The following is a 16,768-nucleotide window of genomic DNA, read 5'->3' on the forward strand; positions in this document are numbered from 1 at the left end:
CATGCAGGAAGAAATTATAAGAGATATTCGCAAGCGATGCCGTATGGCAATGAACGGCATTGCTTCGGCGAGCATGAGAGGTTACGGGCTTAATTACAAGCTCAACTTTGGCGTATCGATCCAAAAGATTAAGGAGATTGCTGCCCGTTATGAGTCCGATAGAGATTTGGCTGAAACTCTTTGGCTAGATGGTACTCGTGAATTGAAAATATTGGCAACACTACTCTACCCTATTGATTTGTTTACAATAGAAACTGCCAATCGATGGGTTGCACAAATTCCTAATCAAGAGATAAGAGAGCAGATTTGTGTAAACTTGTTTCAAACGACAGACTTTGCCGATGAGGTAGGTTTAGAATGGATAAACAGTGAGGATGAAAATGTAAGGTCTACCGGATATTGGCTTATTGTAAGACGTTTACTTACTAAAGCATTCAATCCGACCATACAATTAGATACATTTCAATACATTTGGGAGGATATCTCTTCTGAAAATACATCGTTACGCAATGCTGCAACTCTGTTTTTGAAGAATGCAGGAAAGGTTATTCCTCAATTGGCTGATCAAATTCTGGAAAAGGTTATCATCTTTAAAGATTCAGAAAATCCAATTAAAAAGGAGATATATGACAGCCTGTCATTTGAGTTTGAGTTTTTCTATGGTAACTAAAGAATATATCTAATCTCTTTAAAGCCAAACTTTCGGATTTCACCTGATTCTAGTCTTAAGACTAATATACCGGAGTCTTCTACATCGTGTATTTCTGCAAGGAAAGTAGTATCTGCATCTCCAAAAAGGTGAAGTCCCTCTTTTCTAAATAGAGATTGTTTATATTGATTTTTTATCACCTCAGGGGATTGTAGTTTCTCATAATAGAACATCAATCGCTCCAATACTTGCTTTAATATATCTTTTACGAGATAAGAATTACCTGTGATTTGCTTCAAAGATACGGGATTAGGAGCATTGCTGATAAAAGTGTCCTGATTGAGATTAATTCCGACTCCTATAATTGCCTTTTCGACCTCATCACCCATAATATCATTTTCGATAAGAATACCTGTTATTTTTTTTTCTTTCCAATAAATATCGTTAGGCCATTTTATAGATATATCAGCCGTGTATTGCTCAAGCACGTCTTTAATAGCCAACGAAATTATTTGAGATACGATAAAAGAACGATCAGCTTTCAAGCCGATAGGATACAGAATCGTGCTGAACATCAGATTTTCTCCCCTAGCCGATTCCCACGAATTGCCTTTCTGTCCCCGTCCGGCTGTTTGAAAATCTGTAAAAACTGTGCTTCCATTTAGTAACGGTTTTACATTACTGATGTTTTTCAGATAAAGGCTTGTAGATGTCACTTCTTCCAAGTAAATAAATAAAGGATCTTTCATGTATATTATTTTTCTATTGATGCATATGCTGCTTGTAACTTTTTCGGTAACTTCCTGATAACCTCATCTACCGAATGTAAGATGAGTTCCTTTATCAAGTCATCGGGGACATCGCTCTCCAAACAAATAGAATTCCATTCTAATGCTTTAGTATGCTGACCATTCACAACACCTTCATATTGGTCTCTCAACTCTCCCGACTTATCCGGATCGCATTTCATACTCACTCTAAACAATGCATCTTTAGGTTCAATATTTACGTAAGCAAACATTTTACCCATTACTTTAAAGACTAATATCCTATCGTCTAAGAAAGGAAACGATTCGTCAGCCCCTTTAACCGACAAACAAAATTCTCTCAGTTCTTCTATATTCATACATCTTGGTTTTAATCCATAGCAGCATATTCTGCTTGTTGCTTCTTAGGTAGTTTCTTAATAACCTCGGCTACTGAATGGTCTATCCAATATTTAAGTTCATCGTCCGGAATATTCTGTTCTATAAAAACAGAATTCCAGTGTTTTTTATTGGCATGATATCCGGGAAGTACACATTCATACTTCTCTCTTAACTCAACAGCCTTTTCGGGATCACATTTAAGGTTTAGCATAAAACCTTCGTCTCTTCGCTCCAAACTCATATAGGCAAACATTTTACCCATTACTTTAAAGACCAATACCGTCTCGTCAAAAGGAAAACATTCTTCTGCTCCCTTTATTGAGAGGCAATATTCTCTCACATGCTCTATATCCATATTATTATCAATTATCAGTCAACAGTTATCAAAAAAAGCTCCTCTAATTTTTAGCTGTCCATTATTACTAGTTTAAAGGTGCAAAAAAAGCGTCTTCTATATGTTCTATATCAATAGATCCTTTATTTATAACGACTGCTATTACATCAAATCTTGCAGGTTTATTTATATTCTTCTCATTCAGATAAAAGTCTGCCGCTGCAACAATCCTTTTGATCTTTGTAGCCGAAACAGCTTCTTCGGGATTTCCCCAATAAGCCGAAGACCGGGTTTTTACTTCCACAAAAATAATATATTCTGAGTTCGAAGCTATTATATCTATTTCATTCCTATCGTATATTGCATTACGTTGAATAATCTGGTAGTTATTTTGAACTAGATATGCTTCAGCTAACTCTTCACCTTTTTTGCCGAGATCGTTATGTTGAGCCATTTATTAAATTTTAGAATTAAATTCTCAGATCTTATTATCATTTAGGTAAACATAATCCTATAAACAAGTCTGTGATCTCAAATATAAATAAAACGCCGGAATTATTGGTTATAATTCCGGCGTTTACTGTTAGCTATTATTTGATATAATAAGTAAGTTTCAGTTTTTAGAAATTGTATTTAACACCAAATTCGACAGTGAAGGGGCGAATATATGTTCCCGACATTATCGTATTGTATTTAGATTCTGCGGCCTCTGTTGTAGTAATCAAGTCTCCATCAGGAATAGACCCCGATGCTCCACGTTGATTTAGTAAGTTCACAACAGTTACATTGAAATCCAAAAATTTGTTCAGTTTATAATTTGCTCCTGCAAAAGTTTCCCAACGACCTTCCAAATCCAATGTATTGGGTTTGTTAAAGTATTGTTTACTGAAATATCTGGCACTACCCCATACTCTCAAATTCTCCCATGTGTAACTTGGATCAATTTCCAACAGAACTTTTGATACACCTGTAACAATTTTATCACTAAAATCATATTCTGCGATTGTTCCGTCAGGGAATGCTACTTTTCCGGCAAAGTTCTTATACTTTGGCGATTGAACAGTCACCAATAGGTGAAGATTGAACCCTTTGAATGGAGAGGCAAGAATATCTGTAGTCCAGCCCAGAGTCTGAATATCATAATTTGTAATCTCACGTCTTACATCTGTTGGGTTATTGGGGTTCGAGAAGTTTACAGTTGTTCTGTACTCGTCGCGTTGAATGTAAGTAGCTTTAGAAACCAAGCTGATCATCGGATGATTGAAGTATACTCCAAAACCTGCTCCGGGAATCTTCGATTGTTTGATTTTAGGATCTTGTCCCACATTATAGTTTTCAAGGTGTCCTCCTTGTTCATTATAATTAACTTCTCCCAATAGTCCGAATGAGCTGGTCATCTTATAAACAGCATTCAACATAAATGCTTTGTTTAGCCAATCTTTATTGATCTTGGTTTTAGGACCATTCAGGTTATCCAGATTTAGTTCACGATCTTGGTAATCACCTCTTAAGTTTTGATACTCAAGTCTTGCACCTAAACTTAAAGTGAAAGCATCAGCCACATCCCATTTATCAGTGATAAATAAAGCTGTTTTATTTTCAGAACCATTGTGATACTCCAATCCTCCCGGCATATTGCCATAGTCATTGACCGGTGATCCGGCTTTTATCAGCTTTCGCGGATTCGCTGCAACCTCTTGATAATAGATTGCTCCTTCTGTAGCATATTTATTGATTTGGTAGTTCCATTGATTCAAGCCGATATTCCAGTCATGATTTCCAGATTTCTTACCTACTTCGAAGGTAGACATCAATGATTTCAGAGGTCTTCTTTTAGTAGCCAAAACAAGTACCCCTTGTACATCGTTTCCGGCATACGCCTCGCCGGTATCGGCATAGGTATACTTATCATCTCCCACAGTATTCACACCTGTCATGAGAGGTAAATAATTACCTATTTTTCCTGCATGGTAACGCGAAATCATATTCAGATGCAAGCCATTATCCAATGTATTCTTCCAAATAAAATCTAATGTATGAGACTCTGATCCGTAATCTTTTATAACATCACGATTTACATATTCTCCGGTAAAGGCATCTTTCAACATGATTTTTCCGGTATTTTCATAGTAAGAGTCTCCCCCCATTTTGAATCCGTCAATCTCTTCAATTTTGCCACCCTTTTTATACATGAACGGTGCATATGATTGACGAAGCCCTTCTGTATTGGTGTATTTATACATTGCAGTAATGGTACCTGTACCTCCCTGAAAAGAATAATCCTGAGTCAAGGCTCCTTTATACATCTGAGTTTTATCAGAATAATATTTAGGCAAACCTTGTGCTTTAAAAGCTCCCGGATCATAATTCAGATAAGCTCCTGCTGAGAATTTCAATCCCTTTTTATTCAACGGACCACTCAGATTAATATCACCACGCAACAATCCGAAATGATTCGAATTGAGTGTACCTACCCCATGAAGTTGGTCGGTACCCAAATTATCAAATGTACTTACTGAAAAGCCAACATCTCCAATTTTTATCGCGGTTTGTCCTAAATCAAGCAACTGCACTTTATTGATCATTATATCCTGACGCCACGCTTTAGTCGGCAGCTCAGGCCAGAAAAAGTAAACTACAGGCAATCCGTTCTCAAGAACAGTTGTACCCCCTACCGAAGCAGGAAGTCCGATATTCACATCACGAGGCCCGGTATTGTTAGCTGCATTTAGCATCACATTACGATCACTTTTGTGCTCTTCACTCTTCGTCTTCACTTTTAGAGTATCAGCAACAGCTTTCTCTTGTGCAAATGCAGTAGTACCACTAAGTAATCCTGCTAGAGCCACTAAAGCTCCTATGTTTCTATAATTTTTATTCATGGCTAGGTTTTTTAGGTATTAAAAAAAGAGAGTACCATAGATCGAAGGCAAATAAAAAAATCTCTCAATAAAAAGCTACAATCCTGCTCCTATGATACTCTTTCTACTTATTTTTTAGTTAGTATGTAATTATTTCAATCCGTATTTTGCTGTACGGGCATCTTTTATAACTCCTTTCCAATTAAGCCCGTATCCGAAATTATATAAATTGCCTTCCGTATCTTTATGGCACTCCATATCAAAAGGTACGTCTTCATATTGTTTTTCAACAGCAGACATACTTGCAGGCATTTGCATAGGCAGTAAGCCCGAAGGTTCTGACTTTCCGGATATAATATCCAAAACAGGTTGTTCTGTTACACTGAACCGAACAATAATACCGTCCACTTTATCTTCAAATTCATTAAAGATCATACCTCTTGAGACATTAGCAACAACGATAACCGGTTTATCACCCATCATTTCTTTGGTATCAAGTACTGTTTTCAAATCCATCGTATTAGATGCTGTTACAGTCTTATTTTTGTAAGAGCGATTTGTTATCGAAGGATCTACAACAGGGTCACCTGCGGCAATACTATGCTCGCGAGCATCAGTTGCTGTATAAGTTCCATACTGCAATGTGATAGGCACATAACCATTACCTCCTGCTTTGCGATCGTTCTTATCGTATCCTCCCCCATCATTATTATTATATGGACTGGAAATAAATACAATAGCAAAATCAGCTTGCGAAGGGTCTTCTGTTACATTATAATACTTTTTCAGCAATTCAGTATTCACCGGAGTTGTCAATCGTGGTTGTGACCAATTTCCCCACCAGTCTTTAACAGCCGGAATATATGTTTTTGGAATAAAGACAGTTTTCTTTTCAGTTATAGGTAATACATTATTTTTATTCTTCAGCATTACAATAGATTTTACCTGAGTATCATATCCCATTTGCATAAACTCGGGATTACCTACTACTTTAGCACTCTCCTGAGGATCCAGGTATGGATTTTCAAATAATCCTAAACGGAATATATTGAGAAGTAAGCGTACTGCCGATTGTTCAAATCGATTTCTTATGAATGCTTCTCCTTTTTCCTTCTCGCCCATTTTATAGGCTTCCAAGATAGGAGCAATTTCATTATTTCCTCCAAACTGATCCATTCCGGCCATAAGAGCTAAATAATGTCTCTCTGCAACTGTAAGGGTTTCTGTCCCCCAAGGTTTGCCTTCAAAATCACCGGGTGTTTTGCCTTCATTTTTTGTAATACCCCAATCTGTACACACAACTCCATCGTACTTGTATTTATCTCTTAGCAGATCAGTTATAATGTATTTGCTAAAGCCGTTCCCATAGTTAGTTCCGTCTTTCGCTTGATTGTACGATATGGTATAATAAGGCATTACTGCAGAAGCCATACCCGTTTTTCCATTCAATTTAAACGCTCCTTCTGTAAAGGGTTTTAAATGTGTTTCGAAATTACTGCCCGGATATACTGCAAATTTACCAAAAGCCCAGTGACCATCGCGACCACCTTCTTCAGGACCTCCACTTGGCCAATGTTTAACCATAGCATTCACACTCTTATATCCCCAGCCGTCTTTGATTTCATCAACTCCTGTTGATGTCTGAAAACCATCGATATAAGCACGAGCCATATCAGTTGCCAATTCAGGGCTTTCACCAAATGTCATAGATGCACGATACCAACGAGGCTCTGTTGCCAAATCGATTTGAGGTGAAAGAGCTGTGGCTATACCTAAGGATCTGTACTCCTGTGCTGCAATATGTCCAAATTGTTTCACCAAAGCAGGGTCAAATGTGGCCGCCATACCAAGACCATCAGGCCATACCGAAATATCTCCTCCGGCTCCTGCATTAAACTCGGCAACAGTAGAACCTGTTACTTGACCCGAGTGGCGTGGGTCGGAACTATTATTCGCAGGAATACCCAAACCAATACTTTCGACATATGCTTGCATTTCATTATTCCACTTGGCTGCAACTTCAGGGCTCTGCACCCCTACAATTAACACATGTCGTAAATTATCGTCTTTTAAAAATTTCTTTTGTGCATCCGATAAAGCCCAAGGCTGAAGACCACTTTCTTTAAATGTTTTACCATTATAAGTTCCGGCTGCAAAGCCTTTAGCATTAGCAGGTATTGCCTGATGACCACTATATAGCATCAAACCTGCAATTTGCTCTACCGACATTTGTTTTGCTAAATCTTTAGCTCTCACATCAGCAGGCAAGCGCCAATCTTCATACGGATCAAGTTTACCATTTTTATTGAGGTCTTTAAATTTAAGTCCGTTAACGGTTAAAATTGTCACCCCCGAATTAGGAGAATATCCCAGAGTAGCTCCTTTTTTATTAGTTACTACCTCATAGCTATTTTGGGAGTAGCCAAGTGCTAACATCGAGATACCCAGAATACTTAGATATAATTTCTTCATGATGTTTGATTTTAAATATTAAGGTTTCATTCAATTACTATGTCGCAAATGTATCATTTTATTTGCGTCTACAATACGCATGAGGTGTTATTTTGACGCAACATGTTTTATAACATACAGATTTTAACAAATCATTATAAAACATAAATAAGCACAAACTCCTTATTATTGCAACTGTAGATAAGCTTTTACAGATTTAGTATGTTATAATCTGACAAAAAGTATTAGTTTTGCAATTATATAGTTACAACGAAGCTGTAGATAAGCTCGCCGATTTGAGTAAGCCTATTTACAATAATATATTTACGGTACTTAAACAACAAAATGGTAAAATACAACCGAATACTGCTTAAATTAAGCGGTGAATCCCTGATGGGAGACAAACAATATGGTATAGACGAGAAGCGTCTATCGGAATATGCCACACAAATCAAAGAAATAGCCGAAATGGGTGTGCAGGTCGGTATTGTTATCGGTGGAGGAAATATTTTTCGCGGATTGAGTGGTGCCTCGAAAGGCTATGATAGGGTCAAAGGTGACCAGATGGGAATGTTAGCAACCGTTATTAATAGTTTAGGTTTAAGCTCTGCGTTGACCGCTATCGGGCAAAAATCACGTGTCTTAACAGCTATCCGTATGGAACCTATTGGCGAGTTATACTCTAAATGGAAAGCTATAGAGGCTTTGGAAAATGGTGAAGTTGTAATTATTTCGTGCGGCACAGGTAACCCGTTCTTTACCACCGATACAGGTTCTGCTTTGCGTGGCATCGAAATTGAAGCCGATGTGATGTTGAAGGGCACTCGTGTAGACGGCATTTACACCGCCGACCCCGAAAAAGACCCTACCGCAACTAAGTTCGAGAATATATCTTATGATGATGTATACAATAAGGGACTTAAGGTAATGGACTTAACGGCAACAACCATGTGTAAAGAGAATAATTTACCTATTGTAGTCTTTGATATGGACACCGTTGGTAATCTCGCAAAAGTAATGAAGGGCGAAAACATAGGAACGTATGTTCACGCCTAATCAGCAATAAAAACAGCAAATAGAAGATAATATTCAATAGGTCTGAAACCTTAATTTTCACGAAAAATGGCAGATATTAAAGAGTTAGAAAAGAAAGCTGAAGCTAAGATGAAATCGACTATCGAATTCTTAGAAGAAACTTTGGCTCACATACGTGCAGGAAAAGCAAATCCTCGTATCCTCGATGGCATAAAACTAGATTATTACGGCAGTATAACCGCTCTTACAGGCGTTGCATCTGTAAACACTCCCGATGCAAGAACCATCGTTATACAACCTTGGGAGAAAAACATGCTTGGTGAGATAGAAAAAGCGATCATTAACTCTGATTTAGGATTAAATCCGGACAATAATGGCGAAATGATTCGTTTATCGATTCCTCCATTAACCGAAGAACGTCGTAAGACTTTGGTAAAACAATCGAAACAAGAGGCAGAAGAAGCTAAAATAAGTGTTCGCAACGCCCGTCGTGATGTTATTGATGCTGTAAAAAAATCAGTAAAAGACGGTACACCCGAAGATGTCGCAAAAGATGCTGAAGCAAATATTCAAAAAATCCACGATAAATATATCAAAGCGATAGACGAATTGTTTGCTGATAAAGAAAAAGAGATCATGACTGTATAAGTCGCAGACTTTAATTCTAATATAAAATACAGAGTAAAGAATTTAGAGACTTAATAGCCTCTATTCTTTACTCTTTTTGTATCTTAGAGAATTGATTCAAGATAATATTTTATCAGAACTATTTATTGCTTTGGCAAACAAAAAAAGCAATAGATAGTATGTTTACTAAATGTGTCATTAAATAGTTACCTTACTCAATTATCCGTGAAATAAAAACCATATATCAATACGAACTAAAAACACAAAATCATGGCTACAATAAAACCCTTCAAAGGGCTACGCCCACCAAAAAGCATCGTCAAAGAAGTGGCTTCTCGACCTTATGATGTACTCAATTCGCATGAAGCCCGCTTAGAAGCTGAAAGCAATGAGAAATCGCTGTACCGAATCATCAAGCCTGAGATAGACTTTGATGAACAGGTAGACGAACATGACCCCAGAGTATACGAACGGGCATTGCAAAACTTCAATAAGTTTCAGAAAAAAGGATGGCTCGTACAAGATGAGCAAGAAAATTATTATGTATATGCTCAAACCATGAATGGCAAAACTCAGTACGGACTGGTTGTGTGCTCTCATGTGGATGAATACATGTCGGGCAAAATAAAAAAGCATGAGTTAACACGTAAGGATAAAGAAGAAGACCGCATGCTACATGTTAATATAAATGATGCCAATATAGAGCCTGTATTTTTCGCATATCCTGATAATAAAGAATTAGGAGACATAATCACCCGAGTAATATCGTCACCAACAGAATACAATTTCACCACTCCCGATAATGTAGGGCATCATTTCTGGATCATCGATAACGACAAGGACATCCGGGATATAACAAATATTTTCGCCCAAATCCCCTATTTATATATAGCAGATGGGCATCACCGATCTGCGGCAGCAGCATTGGTATGTGCTGAAAAAGCCAAGAAAAACCCCAATCATACAGGAAACGAAGAATATAACTACTTTATGTCTGTTTGTTTCCCTGCAAGTCAATTGAACATCATTGACTACAATCGTTTAGTAAAAGATTTGAATGGATTGACTCCTTCTGAATTTATAAACCGACTCGAGACCTCTTTCATCGTTGAAGAAAAGGGATCAGACATCGTTCGCCCAAACTCATTGCATACTTTCTCGGTATATCTTGATGGTAAATGCTACTATTTAACAGCTAAAGAAAACACTTATAATGATAATGATCCGATTGAAGGATTAGATGTTACCGTTTCTTCAAAATATATTCTGGATGATATTTTGGATATCAAAGACTTGAGAACTGATAAGAGAATAGATTTCGTAGGAGGTATCAGAGGATTAAAAGAATTAAAACAACGGGTAGACAGTGGAGAAATGGCTTTAGCAATTGTTCTTCATCCCGTTACAATGGAGCAACTGATGCGGATTGCCGATTCAAACAATATTATGCCACCTAAGACTACTTGGTTTGAGCCTAAACTAAGATCGGGATTGGTCATTCATAAGTTGAGTTAAGTAATCATACTGGAATAAATCATTGTTCGCACTTAATTTATACCTTTACAGACGAAAAGAAAAGTATAGACAGAATTTTCAACAGGTAATCATTTAAGGTCTCAGACCTATTTATTACTTTGACAAGCATAATAGCAAGAGACAGTTATAGTTATAAAATTCGACTATAAATATTTAGTGCTACTTATTTACTTAATTCATCTATACAGAATACAAATTTAGGATTAAAAAATAATGAAGAAGTTTTAATGAAAGGATTGGTTATAAAAAATACCGGAAGCTGGTATCTTGTACGCACGGATGAAAACAAAAACGTAGAATGCAAGATAAAAGGCAGCTTCAGGCTGAAGGACATAAGAAGTACCAATCCCATAACAGTAGGTGACAGAGTATCCATCATCATGAATGAAGATGGAACGGGGGTCATTACTGAAATACAAGATCGTAAGAACTATATTATCAGACGATCATCCAACTTATCGAAGCAGTCGCATATCATTGCTTCGAATTTAGACTTATGTTTTCTGATAGTAACAGTCTGTAAACCGATCACGACAACTGTATTTATAGACCGGTTTTTAGCCTCGGCAGAAGCCTATCGTATCCCTGTCAATCTGTTATTCAACAAAATAGACATATACGATGAAGACGAAACCGAATATATGGAGGCTTTAATAAACTTATATGAATATATAGGCTATCCATGTTACAAAATATCAGCAAAAAACAGTACAGGGCTAGATATATTAAACAGCAGGCTTAAAGACAAAATAACGCTATTTTCGGGACACTCAGGTGTTGGGAAATCTACTCTTATAAATGCCATTGTACCCAATTCAACATTAAAGACAGGCGATATCTCAAATTATCACGGGAAAGGGATGCACACTACGACCTTCTCCGAAATGATGGAACTTCCCCAAGGCGGCTTTATTATTGATACTCCCGGAATCAAAGGCTTTGGAACAGTAGATATGAATCCTGAAGAAATAAGCCATTATTTTACTGAGATTTTCAAATTCTCACATAATTGCCGATTCAACAATTGCATGCATACAAACGAACCGGGGTGTGCAGTAAGAGAAGCTGTCGAAAATCATTATATAAGCGAAAGCAGATATAAATCATACATTAATATCTTAGAAGACGAGACTGATGACAAATACCGAAAATAGGACCACCATAAAATTTAGACTGGATCTTAAATCTTTTTTATGTTTTTTGCTTATATTTGTTATTGAGGTTATTATAGCATTGTTTGTAAAAGATAGTATCATTCGGCCTTATGGGGGAGATATCTTGGTAGTTATTCTGATGTACTATTTTTTCAAAAGCTTTGTAAAGATGAATCCCCTGCCTCTGGCTTTAGGTGTTCTGCTCTTTGCATACGCTGTAGAAATCGGACAATACTTCAACCTCGTAGAAGTTTTAAATATGCAGGATAATGCCATCATGCGAATTGTAATAGGTTCGTCATTTAGTTGGGGCGATATCTTTTGTTACACACTAGGTGCTATTATATGTTTATTTATAGATAGAAAAGAATTGAAAGCAATTTCGTACTAAATGATTCAGCAAAGAAAAAAAGATTATTTACAGAGGCTTATCGAAGAGTTCTTTGCCAAGTTACATGAACTGGCTAATGAAAATAAGAATTCGGATTCCAACTCGACAGAGAAGAAACGTATCGTAAGCGAGTGTTTTTTTCTTTTCAATAATGATTTTAATATCAGTCAGGAAGATTCGTCTGAAACCATCGTAATAAAAATTGGTGACAATGATCTGATAGAGCAATATGCCAAACTTTTACAAACCAAATATGAAATAAGTGATATAAAAGAGATATATCAACTCCACACAGCTCTTGACCTCATAGAGTATCTGGAAGCTACGGATACAACATATTCTTGGAACAGAACCATCTTGAAGGAAGATATACTTAGACTACTCGACGCATGAAACATTTAATGGAACTTTTTTCCGCAAACAACTTCATCTTAGTATTTCAATTGCTGTATGTACTTACGGCAATCGGAGTAGTAATTGTAGTTATTTCGGAAAACCGAAATCCATTAAAAACAATAGCATGGGTACTCGTTCTGTTGCTTTTACCTTTAGTAGGGCTTATTTTCTACTACTTTTTCGGAGAAGACCATCGTAAAAAAAGGTTGATATCCAGAAAAATGCACAAAAAAATAAATCGGAAAACGCTCGAGCGGATCGAATTATTAGAAACCCTCAATCCACCTGCAGAGTATAAAGGTTTGATCAATCTACTAAATAAGCTGAAAGATACCCCTCTTTACGGAGGCAACAAAATAACTTTCTATACCAACGGTACTGATAAATTTAATGCTCTTATCGAAGAGATAAAGAAAGCAACAAAATACATTCATCTACAGTACTACATCTTTATGGATGATGCGATAGGAACAAAGATAAAAGATCTTCTTATCGAAAAAGCCAAAGAAGGATTAGAAGTCAGAGTTCTTTATGATGATGTAGGTTCGTGGACTGCTAAAAGAAAGTTCTACAAAGAAATGGCAAAAGCGGGTATACAGGTTACTCCCTTCCTGAAAGTTGCATTTCCACTATTAACCAGTCGTGTAAACTACCGTAACCACCGTAAGGTTGTGGTTATTGACGGCGAGGTGGGCTTTATGGGTGGAATGAATATTGCCGACAGATATATCAATGGAGCTAATGGCGGAGTATGGCGTGACAGTCACTTTAAGCTCGAAGGAAAAGCTGTACATGGCTTACAAACGTCTTTTATTATAGACTGGTATGCATCGCGATCAGAGTTTCTGGTTGCCAATAAGTATTTCCCTCCCCTTGCAGCCGCAGGGGATAACCTCATGCAGATTGCAACCAGCGGACCTGTTGGCGAATTTAAAGAAATACATCAAGGTATATTTCAGGCAATAACCAACGCCAAAGAATATGTTTATATACAAACTCCTTATCTGATACCTACTGATGCCATTATGCTTGCCATACAAACAGCAGCCATGAGTGGTGTGGATGTACGTATTATGATCCCTAAAAAATCGGATACTACATTTGTTAGTATTGCCTCTCAATCGTTTATTAAAGACTTTTTGGATACCAAAGTTCAAATATACTTCTTTACCGGCGGGTTTATTCACTCCAAACTTATTGTTATAGATGACGCCCTTACCATAACGGGATCGGCAAATATGGATGTACGAAGCTTCGAGCATAACTTCGAGATTGATGCCTTTATTTACAATAATGAGACGGCTTTAACTGCCAAAAATATTTTCTTTGATGATATGAAATCTTCCGAACTGGTCGATCCCGAAATATGGGAGAAAAGATCACGTGTCAGACGTTTCTTCGAATCTATTTTCAGACTCTTTACTCCTCTTCTATAAAATGAACTATCAAGAAACCCTACAATATCTGTATAGCCAACTTCCCGTTTACCAAAATGTAGGAGGGAGTGCCTATAAGGAAGGCTTGGATAACAGCCTAGCTTTAGATAAGTACTTTAATCATCCGCATAAAAAATATAAAACCATACATATTGCAGGTACTAATGGGAAGGGGTCAACCTCTCATCTTTTAGCTGCTATACTTCAACAGGCAGGGCATAAGGTCGGACTTTATACATCGCCCCATCTTGTTGACTTCAGAGAACGGATACGGGTAAACGGCAATAAGATATCCCAGGATTATGTTGTAGATTTCGTAGCGAATCACAAAAGCCACTTCGAACCTATACATCCTTCATTCTTTGAACTAACTATGATGATGGCTTTCTGTTATTTTGAAGAACAGGAAGTAGACATTGCCGTGATTGAAGTAGGCTTAGGAGGACGATTGGACAGTACAAATATTATCACTCCCGAACTATCGGTTATTACCAATATAAGTCTCGATCATACGCAGTTTTTAGGAGATACTCTCGAAAAAATAGCCAAAGAAAAAGCCGGTATTATAAAACCATACATTCCTGTCGTTATTGGTGAAGCCGAAGGCGAAGTACGTAAAGTATTCGAAGAAAAAGCTCAATCGGTTAATGCACCTATCATATTTGCAGAAGATGAGAATTGGATATATGCTGCCGATAAACTGGACAACGGTTCGTGGTTGTTTCAAACAAATGCTTTTCCAAATCTGAAAGGCGAATTGGGTGGTTTACCGCAGATCAAAAATGCGGCTACTGTACTTTCGTCTATCGATGCACTTCGCAAAAGAGGAATACACACTACTATTCAGTCGGTTTATAGTGGTTTTGCTATGGTTACCGAGTTAACCGGACTTATGGGCAGATGGCAGATCATACAACAAGAAAATCCTAAAGTAATTTGCGACACCGGGCATAATGTAGGAGGAATTAAATATGTATCGGAACAACTCCTTTCTGAAACGTACAATCGTTTACATATTGTAATAGGTATGGTCAATGACAAAGACATAAGCCATGTATTAGAACTCTTACCTAAAGAAGCAATCTATTATTTCACAAAGGCGCATATTGCAAGAGCCTTAAACGAAAAAGAACTTGCTCAGAAAGGTTCGGCTCTTAAACTCATAGGAAACACCTTCGAAAGTGTTGAATCAGCCGTTAAGGCGGCTCTTGCCAATACTCAATCCGATGACCTTGTATTTATCGGAGGAAGCAACTTTGTTGTGGCAGAAGCTTTGGAATGCTTCTAAACCAAATTTTATCTATACAACTAAACATTTAACCCTCTTACGTCATCAAGCCTTCGTAGAATAACAACACCTATGAAGCCATAAAAACATACGTTTTGTATCAAAATTAAATTTGTTACATTTAACTCGACTTGTACCGTTTACAAACTTCTCTAATATTAATCTCCTCAGAAACAAAACCCTCCAATATCTGTTTATAAGTGTATAGAGTTTAAACCTTAACAATATTCTTAACCATTTCGTAACATTTCCTTGATGCCATTGTTGCAATTCTCCCATAATATTGCAACAAATAAAAGAAACTAAAGAAAAAAGAAATATGAAAAAATTACTATTTATTCTAGCAGCAGCTATTTCATTGACAGCCTGCAACTCAAACAAAGGCGAAACTGCAAAACTATCGGGAGCAGGAGCAACATTTCCGGCACCATTTTACAACATCGTATTCAAGAAGTTTTCTGAAGCATCAGGTAATAATGTTACTTACGGAGCTATCGGTAGTGGCGGAGGAATCAGAAGTTTAAAAGACAAAACTGTAGACTTCGGTGCAACCGACGTATTTTTATCGGATGAAGAACTGAAAGAAATGGGAGCAGATGTAGTTCACATTCCGACAGCATTGGGAGCCGTGGTTTTATCGTATAACCTACCTGGAGTTACGGATTTAAAACTAACTTCGGAAATTATATCAGACATTTTCAGAGGAAAAATAACCAATTGGAATGATGCTAAAATAAAAGCTGTAAATCCTGATCTGACATTACCAAATAAAGAGATAACTGCTGTTTATCGTTCAGATGGCAGTGGAACTACTTCGGTTTTCTCCGAATACATGGCAAAAACCAACGAAGCATGGAAAAATGAAATAGGTAGCGGTAAATCATTGAAATTTCCGGTAGGAGTAGCAGCCAAAGGTAACCCGGGAGTAGCCGGTATCATTTCAGGAACAGAAGGTTCTATCGGATACATCGGTTCAGAATATGCATTGGCTCTGAATATTGCTTCGGCATCGGTTCAAAACAGTTCGGGTAACTTTATTGTAGCCAATGATAAAAGCATCTCTGCATCCGCTGAAGCTGATCTTCCGGACGATACAAGACAAATCATTACCAATTCATCTAATCCTGAGGCATACCCTATAAGCACTTTTACTTGGATTATTGCTTACAAAGAACAAAACTATAATAAGAAAACCGAGACACAGGCCCGTGCATTAGTGGCATTGTTTGATTATGTTATCGGTAAAGAAGGACAGGAGATCGCAGTAAAAACGCATTATGCTCCCCTACCTGCTAAAGCTTTAGAGAAAACTACAGCAATCATAAAATCAATGACATTCGACGGCAAGCCGATAGAAGTGGCTCAACCTGTTGCACAAAACTAATACAGAGCGAAAAATTTCTCGCCTGAGTTTTAGACGGGCGTATAACTATACGCCCCTATAAATAACAGAAAGTACTAA

16 protein-coding genes are annotated in these 16,768 nt (G+C 37.3%); 10 read left to right on the forward strand and 6 right to left on the reverse strand.

The features are described from left to right. The first annotated feature begins 1 nt into the window (after nt 1). Nucleotides 2-670 carry a DNA alkylation repair protein gene (locus G7051_RS04220; RefSeq protein WP_166198753.1) on the forward strand — a complete coding sequence of 223 codons (669 nt, stop codon included), beginning with the start codon at nt 2-4 and terminating at the stop codon, nt 668-670. Here G7051_RS04220 and G7051_RS04225 read toward each other — a convergent pair. The 6 genes from G7051_RS04225 to G7051_RS04250 form a co-directional block, all read right to left on the reverse strand. Continuing rightward, entirely contained in the window at nt 667-1,398 is a 732-nt protein-coding gene (locus tag G7051_RS04225) for a biotin--[acetyl-CoA-carboxylase] ligase (RefSeq protein WP_166198754.1), read from the reverse strand. The two genes, G7051_RS04220 and G7051_RS04225, sit on opposite strands and share 4 nt — an antisense overlap. A 5-nt stretch (nt 1,399-1,403) precedes the next feature. Further along, nucleotides 1,404-1,775, reverse strand: coding sequence for an MmcQ/YjbR family DNA-binding protein (locus G7051_RS04230; protein WP_166198756.1), 372 nt, complete (start codon nt 1,773-1,775; stop codon nt 1,404-1,406). Between the two features lie 11 nt (nt 1,776-1,786). Beyond that, the gene (locus tag G7051_RS04235; protein ID WP_166198758.1) at nt 1,787-2,152 is read right to left on the reverse strand and encodes an MmcQ/YjbR family DNA-binding protein; all 366 of its coding nucleotides are present in this window, start codon (nt 2,150-2,152) and stop codon (nt 1,787-1,789) included. Between the two features lie 67 nt (nt 2,153-2,219). Continuing rightward, nucleotides 2,220-2,585 (reverse strand): YraN family protein, encoded by a 366-nt coding sequence (locus tag G7051_RS04240; RefSeq protein ID WP_166111583.1) that lies wholly within the window; start codon nt 2,583-2,585, stop codon nt 2,220-2,222. Between the two features lie 166 nt (nt 2,586-2,751). After that, nucleotides 2,752-5,013, reverse strand: a complete 2,262-nt coding sequence (locus G7051_RS04245) for a hypothetical protein (RefSeq protein ID WP_255493311.1) — start codon at nt 5,011-5,013, stop codon at nt 2,752-2,754. Between the two features lie 129 nt (nt 5,014-5,142). Continuing rightward, entirely contained in the window at nt 5,143-7,464 is a 2,322-nt protein-coding gene (locus G7051_RS04250; protein WP_166198760.1) for a glycoside hydrolase family 3 N-terminal domain-containing protein, read from the reverse strand. Between the two features lie 324 nt (nt 7,465-7,788). Between G7051_RS04250 and pyrH the strand changes: the two genes are divergently transcribed. The 9 genes from pyrH to pstS all read left to right on the forward strand — a co-directional run bounded on the left by pyrH (nt 7,789) and on the right by pstS (nt 16,690). Further along, nucleotides 7,789-8,499, forward strand: coding sequence for a UMP kinase (pyrH, locus tag G7051_RS04255; RefSeq protein ID WP_166111592.1), 711 nt, complete (start codon nt 7,789-7,791; stop codon nt 8,497-8,499). A gap of 66 nt (nt 8,500-8,565) precedes the next feature. Continuing rightward, nucleotides 8,566-9,126, forward strand: a complete 561-nt coding sequence (frr, locus tag G7051_RS04260; RefSeq protein WP_166111595.1) for a ribosome recycling factor — start codon at nt 8,566-8,568, stop codon at nt 9,124-9,126. A gap of 249 nt (nt 9,127-9,375) precedes the next feature. Beyond that, nucleotides 9,376-10,620 carry a DUF1015 domain-containing protein gene (locus G7051_RS04265; protein ID WP_166198762.1) on the forward strand — a complete coding sequence of 415 codons (1,245 nt, stop codon included), beginning with the start codon at nt 9,376-9,378 and terminating at the stop codon, nt 10,618-10,620. 248 nt (nt 10,621-10,868) lie between these two features. Further along, nucleotides 10,869-11,795 (forward strand): ribosome small subunit-dependent GTPase A, encoded by a 927-nt coding sequence (gene rsgA, locus G7051_RS04270; RefSeq protein ID WP_166198764.1) that lies wholly within the window; start codon nt 10,869-10,871, stop codon nt 11,793-11,795. A 46-nt stretch (nt 11,796-11,841) separates the two neighbouring features. Then, nucleotides 11,842-12,186 carry a DUF2809 domain-containing protein gene (locus G7051_RS04275; protein ID WP_255493312.1) on the forward strand — a complete coding sequence of 115 codons (345 nt, stop codon included), beginning with the start codon at nt 11,842-11,844 and terminating at the stop codon, nt 12,184-12,186. Next, complete coding sequence (locus G7051_RS04280; RefSeq protein ID WP_166198766.1) at nt 12,187-12,579, forward strand: hypothetical protein; 393 nt, start codon at nt 12,187-12,189, stop codon at nt 12,577-12,579. Then, nucleotides 12,576-14,018, forward strand: a complete 1,443-nt coding sequence (gene cls / locus G7051_RS04285; protein WP_255493313.1) for a cardiolipin synthase — start codon at nt 12,576-12,578, stop codon at nt 14,016-14,018. Before G7051_RS04280 ends, cls begins: the two co-directional genes overlap by 4 nt. Before the next feature lies 1 nt (nt 14,019). Further along, a complete protein-coding gene (locus tag G7051_RS04290) occupies nt 14,020-15,306 on the forward strand; it encodes a folylpolyglutamate synthase/dihydrofolate synthase family protein (RefSeq protein WP_166198768.1) in 1,287 nt (428 codons plus the stop codon). A gap of 319 nt (nt 15,307-15,625) precedes the next feature. After that, the gene (pstS, locus tag G7051_RS04295) at nt 15,626-16,690 is read left to right on the forward strand and encodes a phosphate ABC transporter substrate-binding protein PstS (protein ID WP_166198770.1); all 1,065 of its coding nucleotides are present in this window, start codon (nt 15,626-15,628) and stop codon (nt 16,688-16,690) included. Nucleotides 16,691-16,768 lie beyond the last annotated feature (78 nt).

Origin of the sequence: Dysgonomonas sp. HDW5B, assembly GCF_011299335.1 — a bacterium.
Lineage (GTDB): Bacteria > Bacteroidota > Bacteroidia > Bacteroidales > Dysgonomonadaceae > Dysgonomonas_A.

Excerpts from the sequence above, each read along its gene's own strand:
- G7051_RS04240 (WP_166111583.1), bottom strand. The coding sequence starts at position 2,585 with ATGGCTCAACATAACGATCTCGGCAAAAAAGGTGAAGAGTTAGCTGAA.
- pyrH (WP_166111592.1), top strand. The coding sequence starts at position 7,789 with ATGGTAAAATACAACCGAATACTGCTTAAATTAAGCGGTGAATCCCTG.
- frr (WP_166111595.1), top strand. The coding sequence starts at position 8,566 with ATGGCAGATATTAAAGAGTTAGAAAAGAAAGCTGAAGCTAAGATGAAA.
- G7051_RS04265 (WP_166198762.1), top strand. The coding sequence starts at position 9,376 with ATGGCTACAATAAAACCCTTCAAAGGGCTACGCCCACCAAAAAGCATC.
- G7051_RS04235 (WP_166198758.1), bottom strand. The coding sequence starts at position 2,152 with ATGGATATAGAGCATGTGAGAGAATATTGCCTCTCAATAAAGGGAGCA.
- G7051_RS04220 (WP_166198753.1), top strand. The coding sequence starts at position 2 with ATGCAGGAAGAAATTATAAGAGATATTCGCAAGCGATGCCGTATGGCA.
- G7051_RS04280 (WP_166198766.1), top strand. The coding sequence starts at position 12,187 with ATGATTCAGCAAAGAAAAAAAGATTATTTACAGAGGCTTATCGAAGAG.
- G7051_RS04225 (WP_166198754.1), bottom strand. The coding sequence starts at position 1,398 with ATGAAAGATCCTTTATTTATTTACTTGGAAGAAGTGACATCTACAAGC.
- cls (WP_255493313.1), top strand. The coding sequence starts at position 12,576 with ATGAAACATTTAATGGAACTTTTTTCCGCAAACAACTTCATCTTAGTA.
- G7051_RS04250 (WP_166198760.1), bottom strand. The coding sequence starts at position 7,464 with ATGAAGAAATTATATCTAAGTATTCTGGGTATCTCGATGTTAGCACTT.
- G7051_RS04290 (WP_166198768.1), top strand. The coding sequence starts at position 14,020 with ATGAACTATCAAGAAACCCTACAATATCTGTATAGCCAACTTCCCGTT.
- pstS (WP_166198770.1), top strand. The coding sequence starts at position 15,626 with ATGAAAAAATTACTATTTATTCTAGCAGCAGCTATTTCATTGACAGCC.
- rsgA (WP_166198764.1), top strand. The coding sequence starts at position 10,869 with ATGAAAGGATTGGTTATAAAAAATACCGGAAGCTGGTATCTTGTACGC.
- G7051_RS04245 (WP_255493311.1), bottom strand. The coding sequence starts at position 5,013 with ATGAATAAAAATTATAGAAACATAGGAGCTTTAGTGGCTCTAGCAGGA.
- G7051_RS04230 (WP_166198756.1), bottom strand. The coding sequence starts at position 1,775 with ATGAATATAGAAGAACTGAGAGAATTTTGTTTGTCGGTTAAAGGGGCT.